Source organism: Arsenicibacter sp. R0_47 (assembly GCF_057652235.1).
The window spans coordinates 240,417-263,154 of record NZ_JBYFCJ010000007.1; the positions used below are offsets into that span (position 1 = coordinate 240,417).

Genomic DNA, 22,738 nt, shown 5'->3' on the forward strand with positions numbered 1-22,738 from the left:
CGACACTGTCTAAGATGTTGATTGTAACACGGCTTACACCTCCCGTGGTGTTTGCGAAACTCGCTTACGGGCTTATCGATACCACAAGCGGAACAGGTCTTTGATGTGGCGTTACTGTTATCCATATACGTTGGGTAAATCAGAGCGCTAAAGAATTAAATCGTTTCCTCCTCCTCCAAGCTTTCGCCACACGAGTATGATTCCGGTCAGCAGGACGGCAGCAAACAAACCGTCATTCGGGTTAACCGCTGGCAGCGGTAGCCAGGCAGATAGGGGGATGATCAGGCAGACGGTAACGACGATTACCAGTAAGATTATGGCTTTGGCTTTCATGTTACTGGTAGCGTTCGCGCTGGATTGCCTTGTACTCCCGGTTAAATTCGTAATCCTGTCGGGCCATGCGTTTTGCGGCTTTAATCTCCGCTTTCCGGGCCTGGCTGATTTTGCTGTATTTGGCGAGCATTTTCATTTTGATATAGGGATGATCGGAAAAAGATTTTAAACTCGTCAGCACTAAAATAAACGCTGTTTATGGCGCTGTTTTTAGTGCTGACTTGCAGACACAATTAACGCACACAGGGAGAAGACTAGATTTTACTGATAACCGTAAAAATGTAAGTCCAGAAAAGAGCGCTACAAAGGGCGAAGGCTAGGAGGCCAGCTCGCTTAACGTTACGGGGCAGGTGTCGCATAAGGCAGCCGTATTTTTGTCATGTGTTGTATCGGGTGCGATGTCGTACCAGCCGGGGCCGGATTGCGTGCCGCATTCTGTCGTGTGCGTTGCGATCAGCCAGCCATCGGGGATGCTCCGGGCAATGGCATAATGAAACGTTTCTGAGAATGCCCGGCGGAGGTTATACCCGAAAACCCTGTAAGCCTTACCGGCAATTCCGTAATCAGGTAAACCACAAATTCCGCTCCGTTCGGTGTTTATGTACACTCTCATAGGTCGGGAGTGTGTTAGTTCGTCCGGCCGGGGTTGCGGTGGCAGATTGTCCGCCACACAAAAGCCGGAATGCCTGTCGGGGTCTTGAGTTGTTCTCCCTTTTTGTTCCGGAGCGGCGTTAACAGAACCTGATACCAGTATTCCCAGGCGCGTTTGCCTCTGTCGTTGTGCTGAGGCCGGTTATTCTTCTTACCGGTGCCCTTTTTCCATCGGAGGGGAGACCGGCGGCTAATGGTAGTGTTTAACATGATTACTTTAGTTTGGGATCATAGCCGGGGTCAGTGCTGACCACCGATGTAAGTTTTAATCTGAGGTATTCGCCGTTCGATGCCCTGTAGTTGTTGAACCACGCGGCTATTTCGATCTTTTTGCCATCCTCAGTTACTACTTGCCCCTTAAAATCGGGGCTGTTGGGCTTCGTTTTTTCGACCGGATGAAGCGCCCCGGTGCCGGGTTTTATCTCTGCCATAGGTTTAAAAATTGGGGACTGGTTGAATCGACGGTGCCTCATCGAGCTTCTTTGCTTTTTCAGCCTCTTCGTCGCTAATCTTTACTGCTTCGTACCCTAGCAGGTAATAACTTACGTCAATCAGGCCAGCAATTAGCTTATCTGTTGTGACTTGTACGGGAGCGTCGTCAAAGAAAAAGTAAACACCTCCATTATTATCAGTTCCCCAGACACATATATCGTCTCCTACGTCTGTGCCTAGCAGTTCACTGGCCTTTTTTGCAAGCGCCCTGCCTAATTCACTGTCTGAAATTTCGCATTGTAATAATGCGGTGGCTTGAATCAGCATGGTATAAAGGTTTTGAGGTTAGTGTGGCCGCAGGGGTCGAACCTGTATCTCTGCTATCAGGGACTTTATCAAAACGGTTAATTAGTGTTTTCTCCTGACTCAGTGTATTACCCTTATACGAGCGCCACGGGCGGGGGTAGGGCTGGCTATTTCATAAAACCTCCTTTCGTTTCTAAAAAGATTACGATGTAAATATCACAACAAATGTTGTCAATAAAAAACATTTGAATCAAAATATTTTTACAAATGTATTGTTTTGGGTGCAAATGTTTTCGATGTTGCCGGTTTCCGCTATTGTGTATACTTTGGTACGATAAAATAAACACACTTATGAAGACACGATTATTTATTGTATTGCTCGCCATTTGCTGTTATAGCTGTACCTCAACAATGTATTACACGCCAAAGGTGAAAGATGGGAAGCTAGAGGGTATTTTGCCTTTGGTTGATGGCAAGGTTAGCTATGTGATTAGTCAGCGCATGGAGGGTAATAAAGAGCAGATTTTCCGGCAGGTAAGAAGATGGGGTGCTTTGCATGTGGAAAATCCTACCGGAGTGATAGCTATGGGGGATACAAAATTGTATGATTTTATAGGTTCTTATTATTTCCCCGGCGGACGCTATAAGGATAGTGACAGAAATATTTATTTTACCTCAAGCGTGAATAGTGCTGCTATTGTTGAGTGTAACGATAATGGGTATAGGCTGACACTTGGAAACTTCGTTTTAGGTGGAAAGGACCGGCCAATAGAGGGTGTTTTCGTAGGGACGAAAGCTGAGTATATTGGTAGATTAAAACAGCTTGAAGAGGATGTTTTTCGGGCGGTTGACTCTCTGGCAAAATTTGTAACAGATGGTTTGAAATGATTCAACAAAGCCCGGCATCGAACCGGGCTTTGTTGTTTAGGATTAATTGCTTTCAACGAAATGTATATCACGGATACTAGCCAACTCAATTGCGAGATATATTTGTTTTTCGCTGTCTTCTGGTTGGATTGTGAGCCAAAGGTAAATACCCTCCCTTTTTAGTGCTAGTACGGTAGCTGTTCGTGGTGGCCCGGTTGTTCTTGATATATCCATTGTTTCAAATGGTGGCATATTTGCATTGCATCCAAACAAAATCTTCTTGCCTATAAGTAGGTCAGAGAAAATCTGTTCGATGCTAATTGGGGTTATTTTATTTTGCATAGTTAGTTAATAATTACGGGCTAGATACCCATTGTCAATTAAAGTTACAAACTGTCTGTCGCATAAGCTCGGTCTCTGTACTTATTTCCGTATTCGTCGGAGCAAAAGACGGGCGGAAAGTTACCAGCGTCTAGTTCAGCGTATGAGCCATACCACCCCGAATTTTCATCCCAATTGAACGGCTTACCGCAGCAATCACAGAGATATTCGCATTGCTGGATTGTAAGCTTTGCGGGGGTGGTTGGCTTCTCTTCAAAGTCGATAGCGTATTGCATAATCCGTTCTATTCTTCGGGTTCTGATAGGTATTCGTTAGGCTCTATTTCAATACTGATGAGGTCTCCGATTAACCGGTTAAGGGCAATGTTTTTGGCCTGAATGCGGATGTACTGAACGGAATCAGGGGTACTGCCTCCGTTGGCCAGCGCGGCTATCAGTTCCCGAAACGGCTTTTTCTCGTTCCGGCTGAGGTTAGAAGCGCTGGCCCGCTCCGCTGCTTTTTTCGTTGCCTCCTGTATAGCCTCCTGCCAGATTTCTATTTTCTGATCATGGGTGAACGGGATAAGCTTCTTACCGTCTAGCCAGTCATACAAACCGTTACCGATGTCCTGGTATACCTTGCCCTCCTGTACTGTTTTGTAGGCACTTAGAAAAGTGTCGTACATGATCTGGAAAATCTCTGTCTCTGTGAGTTCCGGCTTTTCGTAGCTATCGGCGTGCTTTTGCTCAAGTGCCTGGCGGAACGAGACCGATTTGGTTTTGTACTGCCTGTATGCTTTCCAGACCCGGCCAAACTGTAACGGAGTAAGGGAGGGTATCAGCTCCTCTATTTCGGTTTCCCCCATTATAGCCAGTTCGTAGGCTAATTTGATTTCCTCCAAAGGGGTATTCGGGTATTTGTTAATAAGCCAGTTGGCCAGTACCAGGTACTCCGCTTTAACTTTTGCGGCGTTAGCCTCTGAGACGGAAACGCCCAACATCCGGCCGATTTCATTCAAGAGTAATGAAATTTGTTGCATCGTGGCTTTCGCTGGTGACAACTGGCCCGACTCCGTTAAGCTCATTAATTGCGTCGTCGTAGTTGAAAACGAAAGGCTTTTTGACTGTTGAGGCAGTGTTAGGGCGGTAGTTTGCTGAGGTTGCATTGGTTGGGGTGTTTTGGGTCAGGTTATCACGCAGCCAGTTCCGGCATGCCGCTTGCCAATCCTTCATTGGGTTCTTTCCGACTTTCCATCCTTTGGAGGTGTAGAAATCAAACATCCGTTCGGCCTGATCGGCTCCGGCCCCACGGCTGGCCATGTACGCGGTCACATCCGCAAGGGCCGGTAGTTTCATTTTACCGTTGACAGTTTTTACAGGCGGATAAGCAGGGGCGGGGGTAGGGGGTGGGGTTCCTGGGCTTGCGTCAGCAACTACCCCATTTTTTTTTGAATCAGACAAATCCGGTGTGTGTGTTTCGTGTGCGTCAGCACACACATAATTACTCTCCTCTTTATTTAATTTTTTATTTATATATAGTGGGGTGTCAAGTTTCTTTACAGGGTGCTGTAAAGTTTCTTGACAGGTATCTGTAAAGTTTTTTGACGGGGTGTCAAGTTTCTTTACAGGGTGTTGCCTGTCAAGTTTATTTACACCCTGTAAAGTTTCTTGACAGGTGGTTTTTGCGTCATACCAAACTACAGTTGTGCGGAGGTGGTCTAATTCGTTTCGCTCTACAATACCGGATTTTTCAAGTTTTTGGATAATGGTTATTACCGATTGCCTTGATAGGCTGGTTTCGTCTGCCATCTGGGCACGAGAGAGGGTACACCAACCTTGATAAGTATTCCTCGGGTTGCTGGCGGCAAAGAATATCAGTTCGGCAACGCAATAGTCATTGCAGCTAAGGCCGAATCGCTTCCTTACCGGATGGAGGATAGTAGTGTATTGCATGGGCTACTGTAACAAATGTTTGATACGAGAGGAGGTTATTACTTTTTTCTTGTGGCGTGTATCAAGTAGTTCAGTGATGGCATCCCAGATACGTTCGTTATAAAAATGGCCTGTTGCGACACCTCTTATATACTCCTGACTAAAGTTTAATCCCCAGTTTTTCAGGATTTCGGCTACCTCGGCGGTGTATCGCGTCCCTTCAAGTTTACCGTATAATAACTCGCAGTCACTTTTTGAGTACGAACCACTGAAATTTTGCCGTGAAAGATTGGCGTTTCTCATGTGTTTGTTTACGTTTGCAAAGCGTTTGTGGTACGTTTGTTTTGTTACGATAGCAAACTTATACAAACGTTGTGAAACTAACAACAATTGTAAGCAAACTTTGTAGATATGTTGAACCTAATTGAGGAAGCCCGAAAAGCGGCGGCGGCGATTGTCGAAAGAGACAAGCCCAAAAAGGTAGCTGAGATAATCGGTGTGTCTGACCAAGCTGTTAAGAATTCTATTAATGGCCGTAACAACCTTACCTTGACTATCTTCATGGGTCTGGTGGAGCATTATCCTGAGTTTAATCTGTCTGAACAATTCGGATGGTGTAAAGAGCCGAAAGAAAACGCGGTCGATCCGATTGAGTTAGTGAAACTAAATGAGGAGCTTAAATACCTCCGTGATAAGGTTGCATCCCTTGAGGAGGATAAAAAGAATTTAACTGCTGAGATGCAATTCAAAAATGAGCAGTTGAGGGCATTTTGGATGGGAGGTATGATGACTCCCGGGGGTGCCGGAAAAAAGTTAACAACGGGTAATCAAGCCACGACGAACGGAGGGGGAAAGATTATAGACCTTTATCCTTTCGAACGTCGGTTATCCGTTGGCCTGAAATAATCAGGCAGTGGCTCAAAAGGGCTGTTTTAGGGAGGAAAATCTACGTTTTTGTACTGTTGATACAAAATATGTGCTTAACTAACTGAAAATCAGCAATAGTTAAACTTGACATAAATCGGGCGAAAATTTAAGAAAATGATAATAACAGCTGAACCTGTTTGATGAGGAACAGCGTACGCAGTGAGGGACGTCATCAGATTCCGGACAGGCATTGCGGACCTTTGAACCAAACAAAACCGCTTAGCTTATGAAACGCAGAGAACCTGTATCAAATATCATGACCGGCCCGGTCCTGACTGTCAATGTCAACGACGACCTGCATCAGGTAATTGACCTCATCAACCATCATAAAATCCGGCACGTACCGGTGGTAAATGCCGGCGAAATCGTGGGCATGATCAGTCAGACTGACATTAACCGGCTGACGTTCAGTTCGCTGTTTGATGGTCAGGACGATGCCGATGAGGCAGTATTGCAGATGCTGACCATCGCGCAGGTAATGACCCATAAACCACGGACTATTCCGGCAACGATGACTATCCGTGAGGTAGCAGAGGTATTTACGCAGGAAGAGTTTCATGCCTTACCCGTCGTTAACGAAGATAATACGCTGACAGGCATCGTTACGACTACGGACGTTATCAATTATTTGCTCGATCAGTACTGAGCTGAGTCACTGATACTACTTTTCCGCCTGCCGTACAGACTTACCTGCTTTAAAAAGAGGCAGGTAAGTCTGTATTGAACGATAGTGAATCTCAACCTGAAAATTGATTTATTTGAACGAATAATTATATTTAATCGCGTTCTGCCTTCTTCATATATGCAGAATCAACCGGTCACCGTTCAGCGCATCAGCGATATCCTCATTACCGGCGCTTCCGGTGAGGTGACAGGCTTTAACCCGTCTTTATCCATTAGCGGATTGACGCAGGCAGACTGGAAAGCAATCTCAAAAAGTATGCGGCCGGTACTTTCGGAAGCGTTTATTCAGCAATTCGCCGCCCACCTCGACTGGAACCTGATTTCCCGTTATCAGCCGCTGCGCCCGGAATGGGTGGAGGCTAATAAATACCGGTTGAACTGGCACCTGCTCACTGTTTACCAGCGTATCCCAAAAGACTGGATGTGGGCATTCCGCGAGCACATTGACTGGGAAGTGGTGTCGAAAGGCGAAGAATACGGATATTACCTTAACGAAGCGTTCGTCGCAAAGTATAGCAACTACCTGCACTGGGGGCTGGTGTCGTCGCGGGTCGGGTTGCCCGAGCATACGATTGCCCGCTTCCGGAACCGTGTCGACTGGGAGGCAATCTGCCAGTTCCAGACACTATCGGAGAAATTTATGGCCCGTCATGCTAACCGTGTTGACTGGCGGACGGTGTCAATGCACCAGACCTTATCGGAGGCCTTTATCGGGCAATTTGCTGACCGTGTTGACTGGCGGGCGATTTCGATGCATCAGACCTTATCGGAGGCCTTTATTGAACAGTATGCCGACCGTGTTGACTGGAGCTGCATTTCGGCAGGACAGCAACTGTCCGAAGCCTTTATTACCCGTTTTGCCGATCGGGTCGACTGGCAGGAAATATCGTATTATCAGAAACTGTCAGCGGGATTTATTGAACAGTACGCCGCTCAGCTGAACTGGTACACGGTATCGGTCCGGCAACGGGTAACGCCGGTGCTGATTGCAGGCCATGAAGAAGCCATCCGCAAAGGGCGGACAGAGTATCATGCACGATACGGAATCTATCAATAAGTAAGCGTAATGGTTATTATTGGTTAAGGCTATCTGCGTTATCCTTTCAAAAAAGTTTACAATATGAGAATCTAAGGATTATAAGTTAACGTATATGGGGAAGAAGTAATTTGTACGACTCAACTGCAAACTCAACCCACAGGGCTCATGGAGCATTATTTACCCCATTCACTCACCGATGAAGATGTTGTAAAATTATATTGTCTGACCACAGACCCGCAGTATTACACCATACTCTATAACCGGTACGCCCGCAAGGTCTATCATAAATGCCTGGCAATTACCCGTGATGAAGAATTAGCCCGTGATTATACCCAGGACATCTTTCTGCGTCTGCTGACAAAACTTGAGAAGTACGAAGGCCGGTCTATGTTTTCAACGTGGCTCTATACGCTTACCCGTAATTACTGTGTTACCCAGATCCGGTCAGTACGAACGCGTCCGGAAGAACTGACGGCCGAGTATTACGGCTTACTGATTGTGGAAGATCAGGAAACCAACGATTACCGGTTAGGAGTATTACAGCAGGCAATAGCGACCCTCACCATGCAGGAAATCGAAATTTTGCGGATGAAATACTTTGATGATCTGGAAATGACGCAGATCAGTAAAGAGCTGCGGCTGAACGTGAGTGCGGTTAAAATGCGCCTGAAGCGTAGCCGTGATAAATTACGGATGCGGATGGAACGGTTGAGTACCTTCTAGTAAGTCACCGTAAAATTAAAGCAGAAACTTTGTGTAAACATCTGCACGGGTATTCCGTTGTTTTAGTGAAGACAAAACTTACAACGTTATGAATACTAGTGCAGGAAAAACCGCTCTGATTACGGGCGCATCCAGCGGAATCGGGCTGGAATTAGCTAAATTGTTTGCCAAAGACGGCTATAATCTGGTGTTAGTTGCCCGCAGCGACGATAAACTGCAACAATTGGCCGATGGCTTTAAGGATGATTACGGCATTGAAACGACGGTGATCGGGAAAGACCTTTCAGAAGAAGATGCGGCACAGGATGTATACAATCAGGTGCAGGATAAAGGGCTGACAATTAATGTCCTGGTTAACGATGCGGGGGTAGGTACCTATGGTAAGTTTGCCGGCGAAACCGACTGGGAGCGCGAAAAGGCATTGATTCACCTTAATGTACTGACTACAACCCAGATGACCAAGCTCTTCCTGAAAGACATGGTAGAGCGGAACGAAGGCAAAATCCTGAACCTCGCTTCACTGGTGTCGGTAACGCCGTTTCCGCTGATGGCGGTTTATGCGGCTACGAAAGCCTACGTCTATAACTTCACCCAGTCGCTGGTAAATGAGCTGAAAGATACGAAGGTGACGGTTACGGCGCTGTTGCCTAATGCAACCAATACTGATTTCTTCAATAAAGCCGGCGCAACCAACATCCGTGCAACAGATCAGGTCGATGATCCGGCTATGGTTGCCAAAGACGGCTACAAAGCACTGATGGCCGGCGAGAGCAAGGTAGTGCCGGGCGGACTGGTGAATAAAATGTATGAAGTGATGGCCTATGTAGCGCCTCAGGAAGCCGTTGCTGCCATGATGCGGTATAACAACGAGCCTAAGGCAGAGCCAAAAGAACAGCCGAAAGAAGAAAACGCAGAAAAATCGTCTAATTCATCGGCGTTGGCATGGGGCCTCGGTATTGCCGCTGTTGCTGTGGCTGGCGTGGCCCTGGCGGTGGCCTACAGCAATTCGGGCGTTGTTGACAAATGGCGCTACAAATACAAGCTTGGTAAGCTGAAATGGAAAGCAAACCGCAACTATAATAATGTGTCTGATGAAGCCGGTGATCTGGTATCAGAAGCCTCGAAAGTTGTCAGTAACGGCCTGGACAATCTCCGCCAGACTGTTGCCCGTGCAGTAAACTAAGTGATAAAGAGTCAATAAAAAATCCCTGTCAGTGTCACAGCACCGGCAGGGATTTTTTATTGATCATCGTCTAAGCCATCACCCGCACTTTCACTCTTTGACCGCGAAAGCGGGCCACTCTTTCACTCTTTATTAAAGAGCTTTACTTCTGCCCAGAACGTACCGAACGGAATAATAGACGCCAGCAGGGCAAGGATTGTTTTACGGGCACTCCAGCGGTATTCAATTTTGGCCTGAATAACCAGAAAGACATACCCGACAAACAGCAGGCCGTGCAGCATGCCGATAATCCGGTTTGGTTCGGGCATACCATAGCCGTACTTGAGCGGCATGCCGATCGCCAGCAGGGCAATAAAGGAGAGACCCTCCAGAAACGCCAGAATGCGTAACTGGCCGATGGTCGTTTTAATGAGATTTATCATGGAGAAGTACAAATAACCAATTGAACAAAACTACCGGCAAAGATACGGACAAAGTGAGTGCGCCGATACAAAAACAAGAGAACCCTTGGCCGGTAAGTTGCGTTAAAAAGGAAAATTGTACACAAACCATGGCACAACGCACTAGTCAACAACTCATACAACCACGGGCCCAGCGCATCGGTCCGCTCGTTATGCACCAGCCCTTACCGGCAGCCGGGATTCAGCAAATCGACCCGTTTCTGTTACTGCACCATCACGGCCCGCAGGAATTTCCGGCCAATAACAGCGGATTACCGTTTGGGCCACACCCACACCGTGGTTTTGAGACGGTTACGTTTATTTATGAAGGGGACGTACAGCACCGCGACAGCAGTGGTTTTTCAAGCACGATTGAACAGGGTGGCGTGCAGTGGATGACGACCGGCAGCGGGCTGGTACATTCTGAAAGCTCCTCGGCCCGTTTCCGGCAGCACGGTGGCCCCGTGGAGCTGATTCAGTTATGGACAAACCTGCCATCACGGCTGAAAATGGTAAAGCCCAATTACATCGGCTTACAGCAGGAGCAGATTCCGGTGGTTCCGGTTGCAGACGGCAAAGGCCGGCTGGCAGTTGTGTCGGGCACTTTCGCCGGAACCACGGGTCCCGTCAATCCGGTTTATGATGTTGAATTAGCTAACCTGACGCTGGAAGCCGGTGGCACTTACACACTGATTGTACCTGCCGAACGCAACGTATTGTTTTACCAGCTGAATGGCAAAAGCAGGGTAAACGGAACGGAGACAGAGGGACGCGGGCTGCTCGTATTTGCCAACGATGGCGACGAAATCGTCATTAACGCAAGTGAAACGACCCGTATTTTGCTGGGGTCAGCCATGCCGATTAACGAACCGGTGGTGTCGCACGGGCCGTTTGTGATGAACACATCTGACGAAATCCGGCAAGCCATATACGATTACCAAACCGGTAAAATGGGGGTTCTGGCTGAATAGTACGTTCAGGAATGCTTACCTCAAGCTGCTTCTTAAACTGATTATAAACCACATAGCCACATAGTAAAACAAAGATGTGTAATTCTTAGGTGCCCTATGTGCCTATGTGGTAAATCAATCGCTTATCGGGTTCAGCTTCTACTATGTTTCAGCGCTTTACCTGCGGGCCAACCCATTTCGTTCGGGCCGATACGTCGGCCGCTGAGGGGGAAATGTCTGTTTTCTCCGTTACCACCACTTCCTGATTCGGGTTTTCTTCGGTCAGGATCGTTGTCGTCTGGGCCTGGCCACGGTGCAGGTATTGAACGGTCAGCTTATCGCCCGGTTTTTGCTCAGCCAGCAGCTTCCGGAGCGCATCGGTCGTTGTTATGGGCTGGCTGTTAACGCTCAGAATCACATCGTCTACATCCAGTCCGGCTTTATAGAGAGGCGTATTTTTTACGGTATTAGCCGGAATGATCAGCCCTTTGTCGGTGTCCGTAAACCGCAGGTTGCCGATCCAGGCTTTGCCGGGCGCGGCCGGTTTGACGGTGTAGCCGAGCGGTTTCAGCAGTGGTGCATAGTCGACCGGTGCATGTCCGTTGATGTATTTTCCAAAAAAGGCAGCCGCATATTCTTTGTTAGTAACCGTCGCCAGTACCTCCTGCAACCCGTCAACCGTGTAAGGCACTTCCGGTTTTCCGAACCGTTTCCAGACCGCCTGCATGTAGTTGTCCAGCGTTTTGCCGAACCGCTGACGCAGGTCAAGATCAAGCGCAAGTGCAACGGCCGCGCCGTAGGTATAATAGGAGGTAAACATATTGACGTAATTGTTCCGGTCAATCGCTACGCCGGCATCAACAAACACGGCATGACGGCTGGCATCAATCGGAGTATATTGCGTAGCGCCTGGTGTCTGGGTCTTGGTAAATACCAGCCCCGAAATGGTACCGGCATATTCTTCCGGTGTGACAAAGCCGGCGCGGGCCATCAATAATTCGCCGTAATACTGCGTAAAGCCTTCCGCAAACCACAGCTCATTGCTCATATTGCTCTTCTCGAAATTGAACGGTTCCAGCGTTTTCGGCCGGATGCGTTCTACATTCCAGCAGTGGAAAAACTCGTGGGCAAACACGCCCAGGGTCCGGCTCTGGCCGTTGAAATTGGTGATTCCCGACGAGATCATGGTAGAATTGCGGTGCTCCATGCCATCGCCTTTGACGTACGGATTCAGGCTGGCAATAAAGGTATAGGTGCCGTAATCGTAGGTCGGGAACTCGCCGTAGACGGCACCGGCTTCGTCGACAATCCGGGCAATTTTATCGGCGTAGGCCGTTGCCACCGAATCCGGAACGGCGGCTTCGAGGGCCAGCCGGAACGTAATCGGCTGGCCGTCTGGGTTGGTCCGTTTCCATTCTTTAATGAACAGATCCCCGATTTTAGTCGGTGAATCCATGAAGTATTGCAAATTAGGCGCCGTAAATGTCAATGGCTCATTGGTAGCAATCAGCTGGGTAGCTACTTTGCCGGCATTCTCGGCCGGCAGGTCGAAATGGACCGTTACCGGTTTGGCATCATAGCCTTTGATCCACATAAACGTGGCCGGCATGTTCAGGTGGATGCTTTGCGGATCAATGCCCATGTATGTACCATCCGGATGGTTGCCGTAGATGGTATAGCTGACCCGCACAAATCCGGAATGTTTCGGTACTTCATACACATCACCGTCGATGCGGTTGATGGTCAGCGGCTGATTGTTCTGGTCAACGGCCTTGACGTTGTAGACGTTTTTGCCGAACTCATGGGTCGCATAACGTCCCGGCGACGACCGGCTCATCCGGAAGGTGGCCGGTTGTTTGGGGAGCTGTGCCACCGAAAGCGATATTTCGGCTTCGTGGTGTATGGCATTCGGAAAAGACAGGTCGTACCGGATTGTCTGGGCGTGTGCTGCCCCGAGAGCAAGTGCCGCGAGGGCAGATAAAAGATAGCGGTTCATGTAGGCGAAAGAAGCGTAATGTGGTCACAAGTTAATAGATCACCGGCAAATTGTTACTACAGACCGGCGATACGGGCCAGTATGTGGTATTTTCTGTAAATTTGAGCTCCAAATAACTCGTATGCGCATACAACAAACTACCGGAGCCTTGTTGCTGATGCTGGGACTGTTCGTGGGTTGTCACCGACCCTACCAGTTTACCGGTCAACAATACAAACGGCTGACCATTGACGAAAAAGCTGCCGCCGACAGTGGCACAGCGGCCTTGCTTCGCCCGTATAAGCAAAAGCTTGATCAGAGTATGAATGAGGTACTGACGGTAACGCCGGCAGCACTGGACAAGAAAAAGCCGGAAAGCGGGTTTACCAATATGCTGACCGATATGCTGCTGGAACGGGCGCAGCAGAAATACAATAAGCCGGTTGATGTGGCACACCTGAATTTTTCGGGCGTCCGGTCGGGCCTGCCAAAGGGAAACATTACGGTGGGCAACGTATTTGAGGTGATGCCGTTTGACAACCTGCTGGTGGTTGTGACGGTAAAAGGCAGCATGCTGATGCAGTTCCTGAACCACTTTGCCCAGCACGAAGATGTGCTGGTGGTTGGTGGTATCCGTGTGATTATGAAGGACAAAACGGTACAGTCGGTCACGTTTAATAATGGGCGGACGTTTGATCCGAACCAGACCTATACCATCGCTATGAGCGATTACGTAGCCAACGGCGGGAGCGATGCCTCGTTTCTAAGCAATGCCATTGCGCGGGATAATGTAAACTACCTTATCCGCGACGCCTTTATCGAAGCCATCCGGCAGCAAGGAAAATCAGGCCAACCGTTAAACCCGCAAACTGATGGACGCATTACAATCCAATAGACGATCATTTCTGAAACTGATGGGATCGGCTGCAGTGATCGGCAGTCTGACCCCTGATACGCTGCTGGCGGCTGGTAAAAAGGCTGCCACGCTGACTATTTTACATACCAACGATGTACACAGCCGTCTGGATCCGTTCCCGATGGATGGTAGCCGGAATGCCGGTAAAGGGGGCGTTGCACGCCGGGCCACGCTGATCCGGCAGATTCGCAGCGAGCAGAAAAATGTACTGTTATTTGATGCCGGTGATATTTTTCAGGGAACGCCGTATTTCAATCTCTACAAGGGCGAACCCGAAATTCTGGCCATGAACCAGCTGGGCTACGATGCCGGAACCATCGGGAACCACGACTTTGACGGGGGAATCGACAACATGAAAACCCAGTTCGGGAAGGCGAAATTTCCGTTCCTGATCGCCAATTACGATTTTAAAAATACGCCGATGGACGGGCAGACTCAGCCGCATAAAATCTTTACCGTCGATGGGGTGAAGGTTGGTGTGTTTGGGCTGGGTATCCAGCCGGACGGATTGATTCCGAAAAATCTGTACGGCGACATGAAATACCTCGATCCACTTGAGGTTGCTAATCAGACGGCCGGTGAGCTCAGGAAAAAGTGTGATTACGTAATCTGTCTGTCGCACCTTGGGTATAAGTACAACGAGGCTACAGTGTCGGATCATGTGCTGGCTGCCAAAACCCGGAACATTGACCTCATCATTGGCGGGCATACGCACACATTCCTGGAAGCGCCGGTGGCTGTCAATAACCTTGACGGGAAAGCAACGCTGATTAACCAGGTTGGTTTTGCCGGCATTTATCTGGGCCGGATCGACCTGTCGTTTGAGCAGGGCAAGGGCCACTCGGTGAAAGACGGTAAAGCGGTTTCGGTCTGAACGGCCCGACAACGATGAAAAGCAACGTCCCGGCCAATCTGGCCGGGACGTTTTCGTTTAGGGGTAACAGAAGGTAGCAGGTTAATCAAGGGTGGGAATCAACGCCATTAGGGTGTACGTCCGGATGTAGTATTTCATCGGCTTCCGGCTCGGCTGCACCCAGATATACGATGATTTTATTTTGCAGGGTTGACATCGGAATCCTGGTAATGTCTTTGCCGGTTTGCAGCAATATGGTTGATTGGTTGATGCTGGTAATGGTTCCTTCTATATCGTCAATCCGGATGCGCTGGCCAATCTCAAACTGCGACCGGCTGTAGATCGACGATAAGGTATTTACCATAATTTCTTTGGAGGACAGACCGTAGCCAAGCGCAAAGGCGAAGATAGCTCCGCCGATCAGGAGATTAAAGCTGGATTCGAGCAGGGTGGTGTTGATACCTGCCTGCGACAAGGCCGAAATAATGACTACCAGCAGCACAAAGGCAAAGACGACTGTGCCCAGGTTGCGCGCTGACGGGATGTTGAAAGAAGCGGCCAGCGTCGTGACGGCTTTCTTGAGGGCATCGGCCACCATAATCCCGATCTGCAGCATGATGGCGGCGGCAATCAGCCGCGGGATAAATGCCACCAGCGACTGAATCATTTTACTGATCGCTTCGACCCCCAGCGTTTCGGTGGATGCCGTAATGAAAATCAGCAGAATGAAATAATAAATGATTTTGGAAATAACTTCCGAGAGTTTGATCTCCGTTTGCAGCTGCCGGATGAACTGAACTTCATTGAGCCGTTCGCCCAGTTTATCGAGGCCAATTCGCGATAGAATCCGGAGGGCCAGCCGGCTGAATAACCGGGCCAGACCGAAACCAAGAATCAGTACTACGGCCGAACCAATGAGCCGGGGAAAAAAACCGAACACCGAATTGACAAAACTCATCACGGTGTTCATCATGATACCATAAATATCAGGAGAGGATTGCATAGTACAAGAAGTTAATACCTTCACAACCCCGGGAACCAGGTTGGAGGAAACCGAATATGTTGTGAAGGGACGGGTTTTACTGTGGTTTACGAGTCCCTGGTTTGCTGCCGGGAGTAAGAAGCTGATTCATTACTTCAGGGAAGCCGGCACTAAAGGTGTGTAACACACTCAGCACATTCCGGATGTCTTGTATATCTTGTTGCAGTGATTTCTGGATGAAAGCAGGGGCTTTTGCTTCAGCTTCAATAACTTTAAAGGGTTTCTCAATACGACTCATAAACGTTTAAAAAAATCGGAACGGTAGTTTAGCGGCCCAACGAGACAGAATCATCAGGGCCAAAGCTAACGTTTCCAAATAATATTTTCTAAGTTTTTTTCGGGCACGTGCTACACGCAGCGTTGCCGAGCCCTCACTTGTCTGCAAAATATTGCCGATTTCGCGGAAAGAAAACTCATCCTGATATCGCAGCATTAATACGCTTTGCTCATCGGGATCCATTTTTTTCATAGCTTTCCGCAGACCGCCCGGAGTCATATCTGAAAAATCATCGGTAAGCTCGTCCTGAGTCGGCAGCTCATCAGCCGTCGGGAAAAAATGCTGCTCTTTCTTCCGGAATCGTACCTGATCCAGACAATAATTATACGTCATACCGTATAGCCAGGTCGAAAAACGAGCCTGCTCGCTGTAGGTAGATATACGGGTAACAGCCTTAAAAAAAATGTCATGCGTAAAATCAGATGCCAGCACCGGATCCTTCAAAAACGATAGACACTTCCCGTATACCTGATCGCAATGCCTGGCATATAAGACCTCGAAGAACCGGTTATCTTGTGAAGAAATGTAGTGCCGCACCAGCTCTTCATCAGTTAGCGGTTTCAGGTTAAACATTGGAGGCAATGCGTTTAGGGTCGGGGTAGCAAGATACATATTGATACGGCTATATCTGTGTATGACTGACTGTTAGCAGCTAAACAATGAATTTTCGGTTACGAAGTGCAGAAAGACTTATATAACTAAAATCACCCTGCACCTGAATGTCAGTAGAGTCGGGACGGAGACCATCCGGCGCTACTGAACGTCATTCAGACGAAGGGTGAGTTACCAGGTAACGTCCTGCATTAACAAATCGAAATAAAAAAGTTTGTTGAATGCCGGAAATGTAGTCTTGTTGCCCTACGGTGTCATTTGGTCGATGTCCGGCGGGTTTGCTGAAACGTTTTAACTGACCTCGCTACGTCCAGAAACGAGGCCGTCCAGACCTCTTTTTCGTGTTGTTTCAGAAACTGAACCAGCTTTTTGTGCTCGGCTTCGTCAACGTTGAGGTTATGTTCACCACCCACCCCGTGAAAGAGAAATACCAGTACAGAGTTGGTCGCAATGGCCTGTTTCACCAGGTCAATCATCTGTTCGCCGGTCTGCCCGTTAATCACGTAGGCGTCTACATTCGTCAGGTCAATGTTTTCGGCTTTCTGCATGCGGCTGATCACGCCACGGGCCGCGACAAAATCGTTTTTGACAGGGTCATAATAGTTTTTACCTTCGACCATCCGATCGCCGCACGGGAAGGCAAACGTCCGGTCTTTTTGAGAGTCCATGACTTCCAGCAAGGTATTGGTCATACGAACTTCATCGAGAATCCGTGCCATGGTGTAGGTATTCAGGTCATGGGCAGGTTTCACCCACTCACGGCCGGGGCCACCGGCACACGGGTGAAAAAGGGTATGGTTGCCTAACTCATGTCCGTTGGCCGCTGCCCGTTTCCAGTCGGCGATACGGGCTTTCAGACCCGGAAAGTTGCCGGCGAGGTAAAAGGTGCCTTTGAGTCCGGCCGCATCAAGGGCCGGAATGGCTTTGTCGAGGTGTACCTGTAAGGCATCATCATACGTAAGGGCAACCGCACATTTCCGCCCATGCCAGTCGGGCAGATTCTGGGCAAATAAACCGGTTGTTGTGAACAGGGTCAGGAGCGTTAAGCGTATCGTTTTCACAGTGTCAGCATTGGTCTATGGAACGGGATTAAAGGTATGCATTTCGGCGCGGAAACCGAACCGTGTCGCCATTCCGGTCGCATTAGTTGTGAAAAAAGCCGTTTTTTGCGTATTTCCGGAAAATATAGCCTGCCGGTAACAATCGGGAGGTTTGCAAAGACGAGTAACAATCAGCATTTATGAATCGACGTAATTTTGTAAAACAGTCGGCGGTAGCGGGCATGGCCGTGATGGCCGGCGGTCCGGCACTGGCCTCGGCTGAACCGAATGCCTCTGCCTTTCCAGCTGTACGAACGCCCGCCGGTAAACGGAATTTTACCAGCAAGGCCGTTGAAGAAGCCATTGCCCGTGTACAAAAAACCGTAAAAGACCCTGAACTGGCGTGGCTGTTTGAAAACTGCTTTCCGAATACGCTGGATACCACTGTACAATACGCAGAAGACGGTGGCAAACCCAATACCTTCGTAATCACCGGTGATATTGACGCTATGTGGCTGCGTGACAGTACGGCACAGGTTTGGCCGTATCTGCCGATGACCAAACAGGACGAGCCGTTGCGGAAACTGATTGCGGGTGTAATCCGCCGGCAGGCGCAGTGTATCATCCTTGATCCGTATGCCAATGCCTTTTACCCGGACCCGAAGAAAGAAGGCGAGTGGAAAAAGGACGTAACGGCGATGAAACCCGGACTGCATGAACGGAAGTGGGAGCTTGATTCATTGTGTTACCCGATCCGGTTATCATACCACTACTGGAAAACGACGGGGGATACCTCACCGTTTGATGCCGAATGGGTAAAAGCGATGCAACTGGCCCTGAAAACCTGCCGTGAGCAGCAGCGGAAGACGAATCGGGGCCCCTACACTTTCGGACGCGAGACATCCTGGTCGACGGATACGGTGCCGGGCAATGGCTATGGTAATCCGACACGTCCGGTTGGCCTGATTCACAGTGTGTTCCGGCCGTCGGATGATGCTACGGTGTTTCCGTTTCTGGTGCCGTCGAACTGGTTTGCAGTGGTATCGTTCCGGCAGCTGGCCACGATGATCGAGACCCTGCATCCGGCTGTTCCGATTGCGGCCGATTGCCGCGCACTCGCCGATGAAGTAGAAAAGGCGTTAAAGCAGTATGCAGTATATAATCACCCGAAATACGGCAACATGTATGCCATGGAAGTAGACGGATACGGCAACCGCCTGTTACAGGACGACGCCAATGTTCCGAACCTGCTGGCCATGCCGTATCTGGGCGCTTGTACCGCGTCTGATCCGATCTATAAGAATACCCGCAAGTTTGTATTGAGTGCCGATAATCCGTATTTCTTTAACGGGAAGGCGGCGCAGGGCATCGGCAGCCCGCATACGCTGGTAGAAAATATCTGGCCGATGAGCCTGATTATGCGCGCCTTAACGTCGACCGACGATCAGGAGATTCTGGCGCAGCTGCGGATGCTGAAGAAAACGCATGCCGGTACTGGTTTCATGCACGAATCGTTCAATCAGGATGATCCGTCGAAATTTACGCGGAAGTGGTTTGCCTGGGCGAATACGCTGTTTGGTGAGCTGATTCTGAAAGTGGCCGCCGAACGGCCGCATTTGCTGGCGAAAGAGCTGTAAAGCAGTGGTGGCGCGACTCAAACAGGGCCGCCTGTCGGTCGGGGACGCCTAGTCGTGCCACCACTAGATAATACCACCACGTGCTTACTCTTCTACGTAATTCAATTCTTTCGTAAAGGTTTCTTCCATGAAGTAAAGGGCGATCAACGCCAGACATATCGTCAGGAACCCTACACCCAACGCGCTGCCTAAAACGCCGACCTGCCCTTTACCCCATACAAATAAGGTTGTCAGCGGAATAACGGCTCCGCGAACGAAGTTAGGTACAGTGGTTGCGACGGTGGCGCGGAGGTTGGTGCCGAACAGCTCGGCCGCAATGGTAACAAACAGCGCCCAGTATCCATTGGCCAGACCGAGTAGAAAACAGATGATATAGAATGTGTTAAGGTCTTTGACCGGCATTAGCAGGTAAACCAGTACAAAGCCGAAGGACAGCAGGATAAACCCTCTGATGACTTTTTTACGGCTTTTCAGAAACTGACTCAGCAGGCCGCTTGCCACATCGCCGCCAACCTGCCCGAGAAAGGCAATCATCACGGCTTTACCGGCAACCACCGGCTCTGTCAGGCCCATCGCCTGCCCGAATTCAGGGGAGAAGGTAATCAGAATGCCGACCACAAACCAGATCGGTAGCCCGACCAGAATGCATTGCAGGTATTTGAGCAGACGGGGTTTGCTGAAAAACAGCATCAGCAGGTCGCCGCGTTTTACCTGCCGGTCTTTAACGACTTCGAAAATGGCCGATTCCAGAATGTTTACACGCATCACAAGCAGCAACAGGCCCATGCCGCCGCCAACAAAATAGGAATTCCGCCAGGCGAACAGATCCGCCACAAAATAGGCCAGAATGGCGCCCAGAACGCCCATAGTGGCGACAATCGTTGTGCCATACCCGCGAATCTGACGGGGCAGCACTTCGGTAACGAGCGTAATACCTGCCCCCAGCTCCCCGGCCAGCCCGACGCCGGCGATGAACCGCAGAACCGCGTATTGAGACAGGGACGTGACCAGTCCGTTGCCGATATTGGCCAGCGAATAAATCAGAATAGAGCCGAAAAGAACGGATAGCCGTCCGCGCTTATCCCCCAGCACGCCCCAGAAAATACCGCCGATCAGCAGGCCGGCCATCTGCATGTTGAGCAGGTAAATGCCCTCGGGCAGGAGCCGGTCCGTCCCGACGCCAAGGTCTTTCAGGCTGGGTACCCTGACGACGCTGAACAGAAAAAGATCATACATGTCGACGAGGTAGCCAAGGGCGGCTACCAGCACCGGCAGACTGAGTAGCTGGCTGGTTGATTTTTTGGGAAGAACGGGTTCCTGAACCATGAACGGTACTATTAATAGGTTGGGTTGTCAGAAAATGTGGTGGTACAACCGGCTGGTCGATTAATAATCAGCTGACCGTAGGAAGTACCACCACGGAAAAGACTATACTTGTTGCGGCACCAGATACGGCGCGCGGTATTTGCGGGTAAGCATGCCGTTTGCTTCGGCATCCCCGATAAATTGCTCTTTTTTCGGATCGAACTTCAGCGTCCGGCCGAGGCGGTAGGAGATATTGCCCAGGTGCGCAATGCCGGATGCCAGGTGGGCCGTTTCGACCGGGCCGTTGAGCTTCGACTTATCCCGTGCCCGGACGGCTTCAATAAAGTTAAGGTAGTGATCACCACCGGCTTTGTTGGCCGGTCCGGGGGTACGTTCCTTGCCAAGGTACGTTTTGTAATCGTTGTACCCGTTAATGACCATGTAGCCTTTATCGCCGTAGAAAATATTACCGATTTCGATGCCGTCTTCCTTATTGGTCATCCACGGACGGACTTCAAACTGAATCACTTTACCTTCTTTCGGGTACTTGTAAACGGACGTCAGCGTTTCCGGCGTTTCCTTGCAGTCGTTCCACAGGAATTTGCCGCCCGACGAAGTGATTTCTTCCGGTAAGCCGACATCTAAGCCCCACATACACAGGTCCGTTTCGTGGATGCCCTGGTTGCCGATATCGCCGTTGCCGTAGTCCCAGAACCAGTGCCAGTTATAGTGTACGTAGTTTTTGCTGAAGGCTTTGGTCTGTGCCGGTCCCTGCCACATGTCCCAGTTCAGTCCCTCCGGAACGGGCGAGTTGCCCTGGTTACCGATATCCGGACGCCATTTGAACACCAGACCGCGGGCCATGTAGACTTTACCGATCAGCCCGTCGCGGAGGTGTTTAATCGCCTCCTGGATAGCCACCGAACTGCGGAGCTGAACGCCGTGCTGCACGATGCGGTTGTACTTCGTGGCGGCTTCGACCAGTTTGCGGCCTTCGTAGAGGTTATGCGCCCCCGGTTTTTCGACGTACACATCCTTGCCGGCCTGACACGCCCAGATAGCTGCCAGCGCATGCCAGTGGTTGGGCGTTGCAATGCTGACCGCATCTATGTTCTTGTCTTCGTACACACGGCGCAGGTCCTGCTCGGTATGCACTTTGCGGTTATACGTCTTTTCAAAGTCGGCAGCGCGCTCGGCGGCAACCACCTTATCGACATCGCACAGGGTAACGACTTCGACATCTTTGAGCCGTGAAAAACCGGAAATATGGTCTTTTCCGCGGCCATTAACGCCGATAACGGCAACCCTGATACGGTCATTGGCCCCGAAGGCATGGGACGGAATAATCGTCGGCATTCCCATAACGGCCAGGGAGCCCGTGGCCGCGGTTTTAAGGAAGTCACGGCGCGATTCAAGCGTACTCTTCATACGTGAATTAAGGTTTAGGAGTAAATTGTCACGTAGTCAAAAGCAAAAGACAATCAGGAACTAACGTGTATTTGTAACCTGATTTATGAAAATTATAACCGTGACGTGGTTAGTCCGCCATCGACCATGATGACCTGTCCGGTTGAGTAGGGGAAGTCGCCCTTTGCCAGCGCCGATACGGCCCTGCCGACGTCATCCGGAAGTCCCCACCGTTTTTGCAGGCAGAGGCCGTCTTCAATCAGCTTATCGTATTTGCCCGTTACACCGGCTGTCATATCGGTCCGGATGATGCCCGGCCGTACTTCGTAAACCGGAATATCAAACTCGCCGAGCCGCACCGCAAAGAGCTGCGTCGCCATGCTGACGCCGGCCTTCGCCACGCAATATTCCCCGCGGTTGACCGAGGCTACCGTTGCCGAAATGGACGAAACGTTGATGATACACCCCCAAAAGGAGGCATCTGCGTCTTTCTGGGCAATAAGCCAGTTGGCTACGGCCTGGGTCAGGAAATAAGGCCCTTGCAGGTTAGTGGCTACCACGTAGGCAAAACTTTCTTCGGTGGCGTCCAGAATGTCGCGGCGCTCTTTCGGCGCTACCCCGGCATTGTTTACCAGCACATTCAGACGGCCGAAATGCGCATTAATCGTTGCCAGGATGCCGGCCCGGGCGTCGGCCGAGGCAATGTCGCCCTGGCAATAGAGCACATCAGCACCAAGGGCACGCAGTTCAGCAAGGGGCTCCTGCACGGCGTCTTCCGGACGTACTCCGTTGATGGCCAGATCGAAACCTGCACCGGCGAGATGCCGGGCAATGCCCAGCCCGATTCCCCGGCTGCCGCCGGTAATTAAAGCGATTGGTTTCATGAG

Annotated in this window: 29 protein-coding genes; 10 read left to right on the top strand and 19 right to left on the bottom strand. The window is 50.0% G+C overall.

All coding sequences use genetic code 11. The features are described from left to right. Positions 1-147: 147 nt before the first annotated feature. The 6 genes from AC23NW_RS15560 to AC23NW_RS15585 form a co-directional block, all read right to left on the bottom strand. On the bottom strand, positions 148-333 hold the full coding sequence (locus AC23NW_RS15560; protein ID WP_487450558.1) for a hypothetical protein: 186 nt from the start codon (positions 331-333) through the stop codon (positions 148-150). Between the two features lies 1 nt (position 334). Further along, positions 335-469: a hypothetical protein gene (locus AC23NW_RS15565; protein ID WP_487450559.1), complete on the bottom strand. Its 135-nt coding sequence runs from the start codon at positions 467-469 to the stop codon at positions 335-337. A 180-nt stretch (positions 470-649) separates the two neighbouring features. Further along, complete coding sequence (locus AC23NW_RS15570; protein WP_487450560.1) at positions 650-946, bottom strand: hypothetical protein; 297 nt, start codon at positions 944-946, stop codon at positions 650-652. A gap of 14 nt (positions 947-960) precedes the next feature. Then, positions 961-1,194 (bottom strand): hypothetical protein, encoded by a 234-nt coding sequence (locus tag AC23NW_RS15575; protein ID WP_487450561.1) that lies wholly within the window; start codon positions 1,192-1,194, stop codon positions 961-963. 2 nt (positions 1,195-1,196) lie between these two features. Continuing rightward, the gene (locus tag AC23NW_RS15580; protein WP_487450562.1) at positions 1,197-1,415 is read right to left on the bottom strand and encodes a hypothetical protein; all 219 of its coding nucleotides are present in this window, start codon (positions 1,413-1,415) and stop codon (positions 1,197-1,199) included. Positions 1,416-1,419: 4 nt separating this feature from the next. Beyond that, positions 1,420-1,743 carry a hypothetical protein gene (locus tag AC23NW_RS15585; protein WP_487450563.1) on the bottom strand — a complete coding sequence of 108 codons (324 nt, stop codon included), beginning with the start codon at positions 1,741-1,743 and terminating at the stop codon, positions 1,420-1,422. Positions 1,744-2,073: 330 nt separating this feature from the next. Here AC23NW_RS15585 and AC23NW_RS15590 point away from each other — a divergent pair, with 330 nt between their 5' ends. After that, positions 2,074-2,610 (top strand): DUF4468 domain-containing protein, encoded by a 537-nt coding sequence (locus AC23NW_RS15590; RefSeq protein WP_487450564.1) that lies wholly within the window; start codon positions 2,074-2,076, stop codon positions 2,608-2,610. Between the two features lie 42 nt (positions 2,611-2,652). Here AC23NW_RS15590 and AC23NW_RS15595 read toward each other — a convergent pair whose 3' ends face one another. From AC23NW_RS15595 to AC23NW_RS15610, 4 genes are all read right to left on the bottom strand, one after another. Beyond that, positions 2,653-2,931, bottom strand: a complete 279-nt coding sequence (locus AC23NW_RS15595; protein ID WP_487450565.1) for a hypothetical protein — start codon at positions 2,929-2,931, stop codon at positions 2,653-2,655. A gap of 283 nt (positions 2,932-3,214) precedes the next feature. Continuing rightward, entirely contained in the window at positions 3,215-3,949 is a 735-nt protein-coding gene (locus AC23NW_RS15600) for a hypothetical protein (RefSeq protein ID WP_487450566.1), read from the bottom strand. Further along, positions 3,921-4,718, bottom strand: coding sequence for a hypothetical protein (locus tag AC23NW_RS15605; protein ID WP_487450567.1), 798 nt, complete (start codon positions 4,716-4,718; stop codon positions 3,921-3,923). The genes AC23NW_RS15600 and AC23NW_RS15605 overlap by 29 nt, the downstream gene beginning before the upstream one ends. A gap of 147 nt (positions 4,719-4,865) precedes the next feature. Beyond that, positions 4,866-5,144: a hypothetical protein gene (locus AC23NW_RS15610; RefSeq protein WP_487450568.1), complete on the bottom strand. Its 279-nt coding sequence runs from the start codon at positions 5,142-5,144 to the stop codon at positions 4,866-4,868. Positions 5,145-5,252: 108 nt separating this feature from the next. Here AC23NW_RS15610 and AC23NW_RS15615 point away from each other — a divergent pair, with 108 nt between their 5' ends. The 5 genes from AC23NW_RS15615 (at position 5,253) to AC23NW_RS15635 (ending at position 9,397) form a co-directional block, all read left to right on the top strand. Next, positions 5,253-5,747 (top strand): hypothetical protein, encoded by a 495-nt coding sequence (locus AC23NW_RS15615; RefSeq protein WP_487450569.1) that lies wholly within the window; start codon positions 5,253-5,255, stop codon positions 5,745-5,747. A gap of 247 nt (positions 5,748-5,994) precedes the next feature. Then, positions 5,995-6,414, top strand: a complete 420-nt coding sequence (locus tag AC23NW_RS15620) for a CBS domain-containing protein (RefSeq protein ID WP_293844023.1) — start codon at positions 5,995-5,997, stop codon at positions 6,412-6,414. Between the two features lie 156 nt (positions 6,415-6,570). Next, the gene (locus tag AC23NW_RS15625; RefSeq protein WP_487450570.1) at positions 6,571-7,509 is read left to right on the top strand and encodes a hypothetical protein; all 939 of its coding nucleotides are present in this window, start codon (positions 6,571-6,573) and stop codon (positions 7,507-7,509) included. A 147-nt stretch (positions 7,510-7,656) separates the two neighbouring features. Next, positions 7,657-8,214, top strand: a complete 558-nt coding sequence (locus AC23NW_RS15630) for an RNA polymerase sigma factor (protein ID WP_487450571.1) — start codon at positions 7,657-7,659, stop codon at positions 8,212-8,214. Between the two features lie 88 nt (positions 8,215-8,302). Then, complete coding sequence (locus AC23NW_RS15635) at positions 8,303-9,397, top strand: SDR family NAD(P)-dependent oxidoreductase (protein WP_487450572.1); 1,095 nt, start codon at positions 8,303-8,305, stop codon at positions 9,395-9,397. A gap of 122 nt (positions 9,398-9,519) precedes the next feature. Here the strand turns inward: AC23NW_RS15635 and AC23NW_RS15640 are convergent, their stop codons facing one another. Continuing rightward, the gene (locus AC23NW_RS15640) at positions 9,520-9,819 is read right to left on the bottom strand and encodes a DUF3817 domain-containing protein (RefSeq protein WP_293844034.1); all 300 of its coding nucleotides are present in this window, start codon (positions 9,817-9,819) and stop codon (positions 9,520-9,522) included. A gap of 128 nt (positions 9,820-9,947) precedes the next feature. On the opposite strand from AC23NW_RS15640, the gene AC23NW_RS15645 reads away from it, so the two are divergent. Next, positions 9,948-10,808 (top strand): pirin family protein, encoded by an 861-nt coding sequence (locus AC23NW_RS15645; protein WP_487450573.1) that lies wholly within the window; start codon positions 9,948-9,950, stop codon positions 10,806-10,808. A gap of 148 nt (positions 10,809-10,956) precedes the next feature. Here the strand turns inward: AC23NW_RS15645 and AC23NW_RS15650 are convergent, their stop codons facing one another. Further along, positions 10,957-12,783 (bottom strand): M61 family metallopeptidase, encoded by a 1,827-nt coding sequence (locus AC23NW_RS15650; protein WP_487450574.1) that lies wholly within the window; start codon positions 12,781-12,783, stop codon positions 10,957-10,959. Between the two features lie 121 nt (positions 12,784-12,904). On the opposite strand from AC23NW_RS15650, the gene AC23NW_RS15655 reads away from it, so the two are divergent. Further along, positions 12,905-13,657 (top strand): 5'-nucleotidase C-terminal domain-containing protein, encoded by a 753-nt coding sequence (locus AC23NW_RS15655; protein WP_487450575.1) that lies wholly within the window; start codon positions 12,905-12,907, stop codon positions 13,655-13,657. After that, positions 13,635-14,552 (top strand): bifunctional metallophosphatase/5'-nucleotidase, encoded by a 918-nt coding sequence (locus AC23NW_RS15660; RefSeq protein WP_487450576.1) that lies wholly within the window; start codon positions 13,635-13,637, stop codon positions 14,550-14,552. The genes AC23NW_RS15655 and AC23NW_RS15660 overlap by 23 nt, the downstream gene beginning before the upstream one ends. A gap of 85 nt (positions 14,553-14,637) precedes the next feature. Here the strand turns inward: AC23NW_RS15660 and AC23NW_RS15665 are convergent, their stop codons facing one another. The 4 genes from AC23NW_RS15665 to AC23NW_RS15680 form a co-directional block, all read right to left on the bottom strand. Next, on the bottom strand, positions 14,638-15,534 hold the full coding sequence (locus AC23NW_RS15665; protein ID WP_487450577.1) for a mechanosensitive ion channel family protein: 897 nt from the start codon (positions 15,532-15,534) through the stop codon (positions 14,638-14,640). A 76-nt stretch (positions 15,535-15,610) separates the two neighbouring features. After that, positions 15,611-15,811, bottom strand: a complete 201-nt coding sequence (locus AC23NW_RS15670) for a hypothetical protein (protein WP_487450578.1) — start codon at positions 15,809-15,811, stop codon at positions 15,611-15,613. A 6-nt stretch (positions 15,812-15,817) separates the two neighbouring features. Further along, a complete protein-coding gene (locus AC23NW_RS15675; protein WP_487450579.1) occupies positions 15,818-16,423 on the bottom strand; it encodes an RNA polymerase sigma factor in 606 nt (201 codons plus the stop codon). 293 nt (positions 16,424-16,716) lie between these two features. Continuing rightward, positions 16,717-17,523, bottom strand: coding sequence for a polysaccharide deacetylase family protein (locus AC23NW_RS15680; RefSeq protein WP_487450580.1), 807 nt, complete (start codon positions 17,521-17,523; stop codon positions 16,717-16,719). A 179-nt stretch (positions 17,524-17,702) separates the two neighbouring features. On the opposite strand from AC23NW_RS15680, the gene AC23NW_RS15685 reads away from it, so the two are divergent. Continuing rightward, the gene (locus AC23NW_RS15685; protein ID WP_487450581.1) at positions 17,703-19,139 is read left to right on the top strand and encodes a glycoside hydrolase family 125 protein; all 1,437 of its coding nucleotides are present in this window, start codon (positions 17,703-17,705) and stop codon (positions 19,137-19,139) included. Between the two features lie 84 nt (positions 19,140-19,223). Here the strand turns inward: AC23NW_RS15685 and AC23NW_RS15690 are convergent, their stop codons facing one another. The 3 genes from AC23NW_RS15690 to AC23NW_RS15700 form a co-directional block, all read right to left on the bottom strand. Continuing rightward, a complete protein-coding gene (locus AC23NW_RS15690; RefSeq protein ID WP_487450582.1) occupies positions 19,224-20,465 on the bottom strand; it encodes an MFS transporter in 1,242 nt (413 codons plus the stop codon). Positions 20,466-20,567: 102 nt separating this feature from the next. After that, the gene (locus AC23NW_RS15695; protein WP_487450583.1) at positions 20,568-21,872 is read right to left on the bottom strand and encodes a Gfo/Idh/MocA family oxidoreductase; all 1,305 of its coding nucleotides are present in this window, start codon (positions 21,870-21,872) and stop codon (positions 20,568-20,570) included. Positions 21,873-21,964: 92 nt separating this feature from the next. Then, the gene (locus AC23NW_RS15700) at positions 21,965-22,735 is read right to left on the bottom strand and encodes a 3-ketoacyl-ACP reductase (RefSeq protein ID WP_487450584.1); all 771 of its coding nucleotides are present in this window, start codon (positions 22,733-22,735) and stop codon (positions 21,965-21,967) included. Positions 22,736-22,738: the final 3 nt, after the last annotated feature.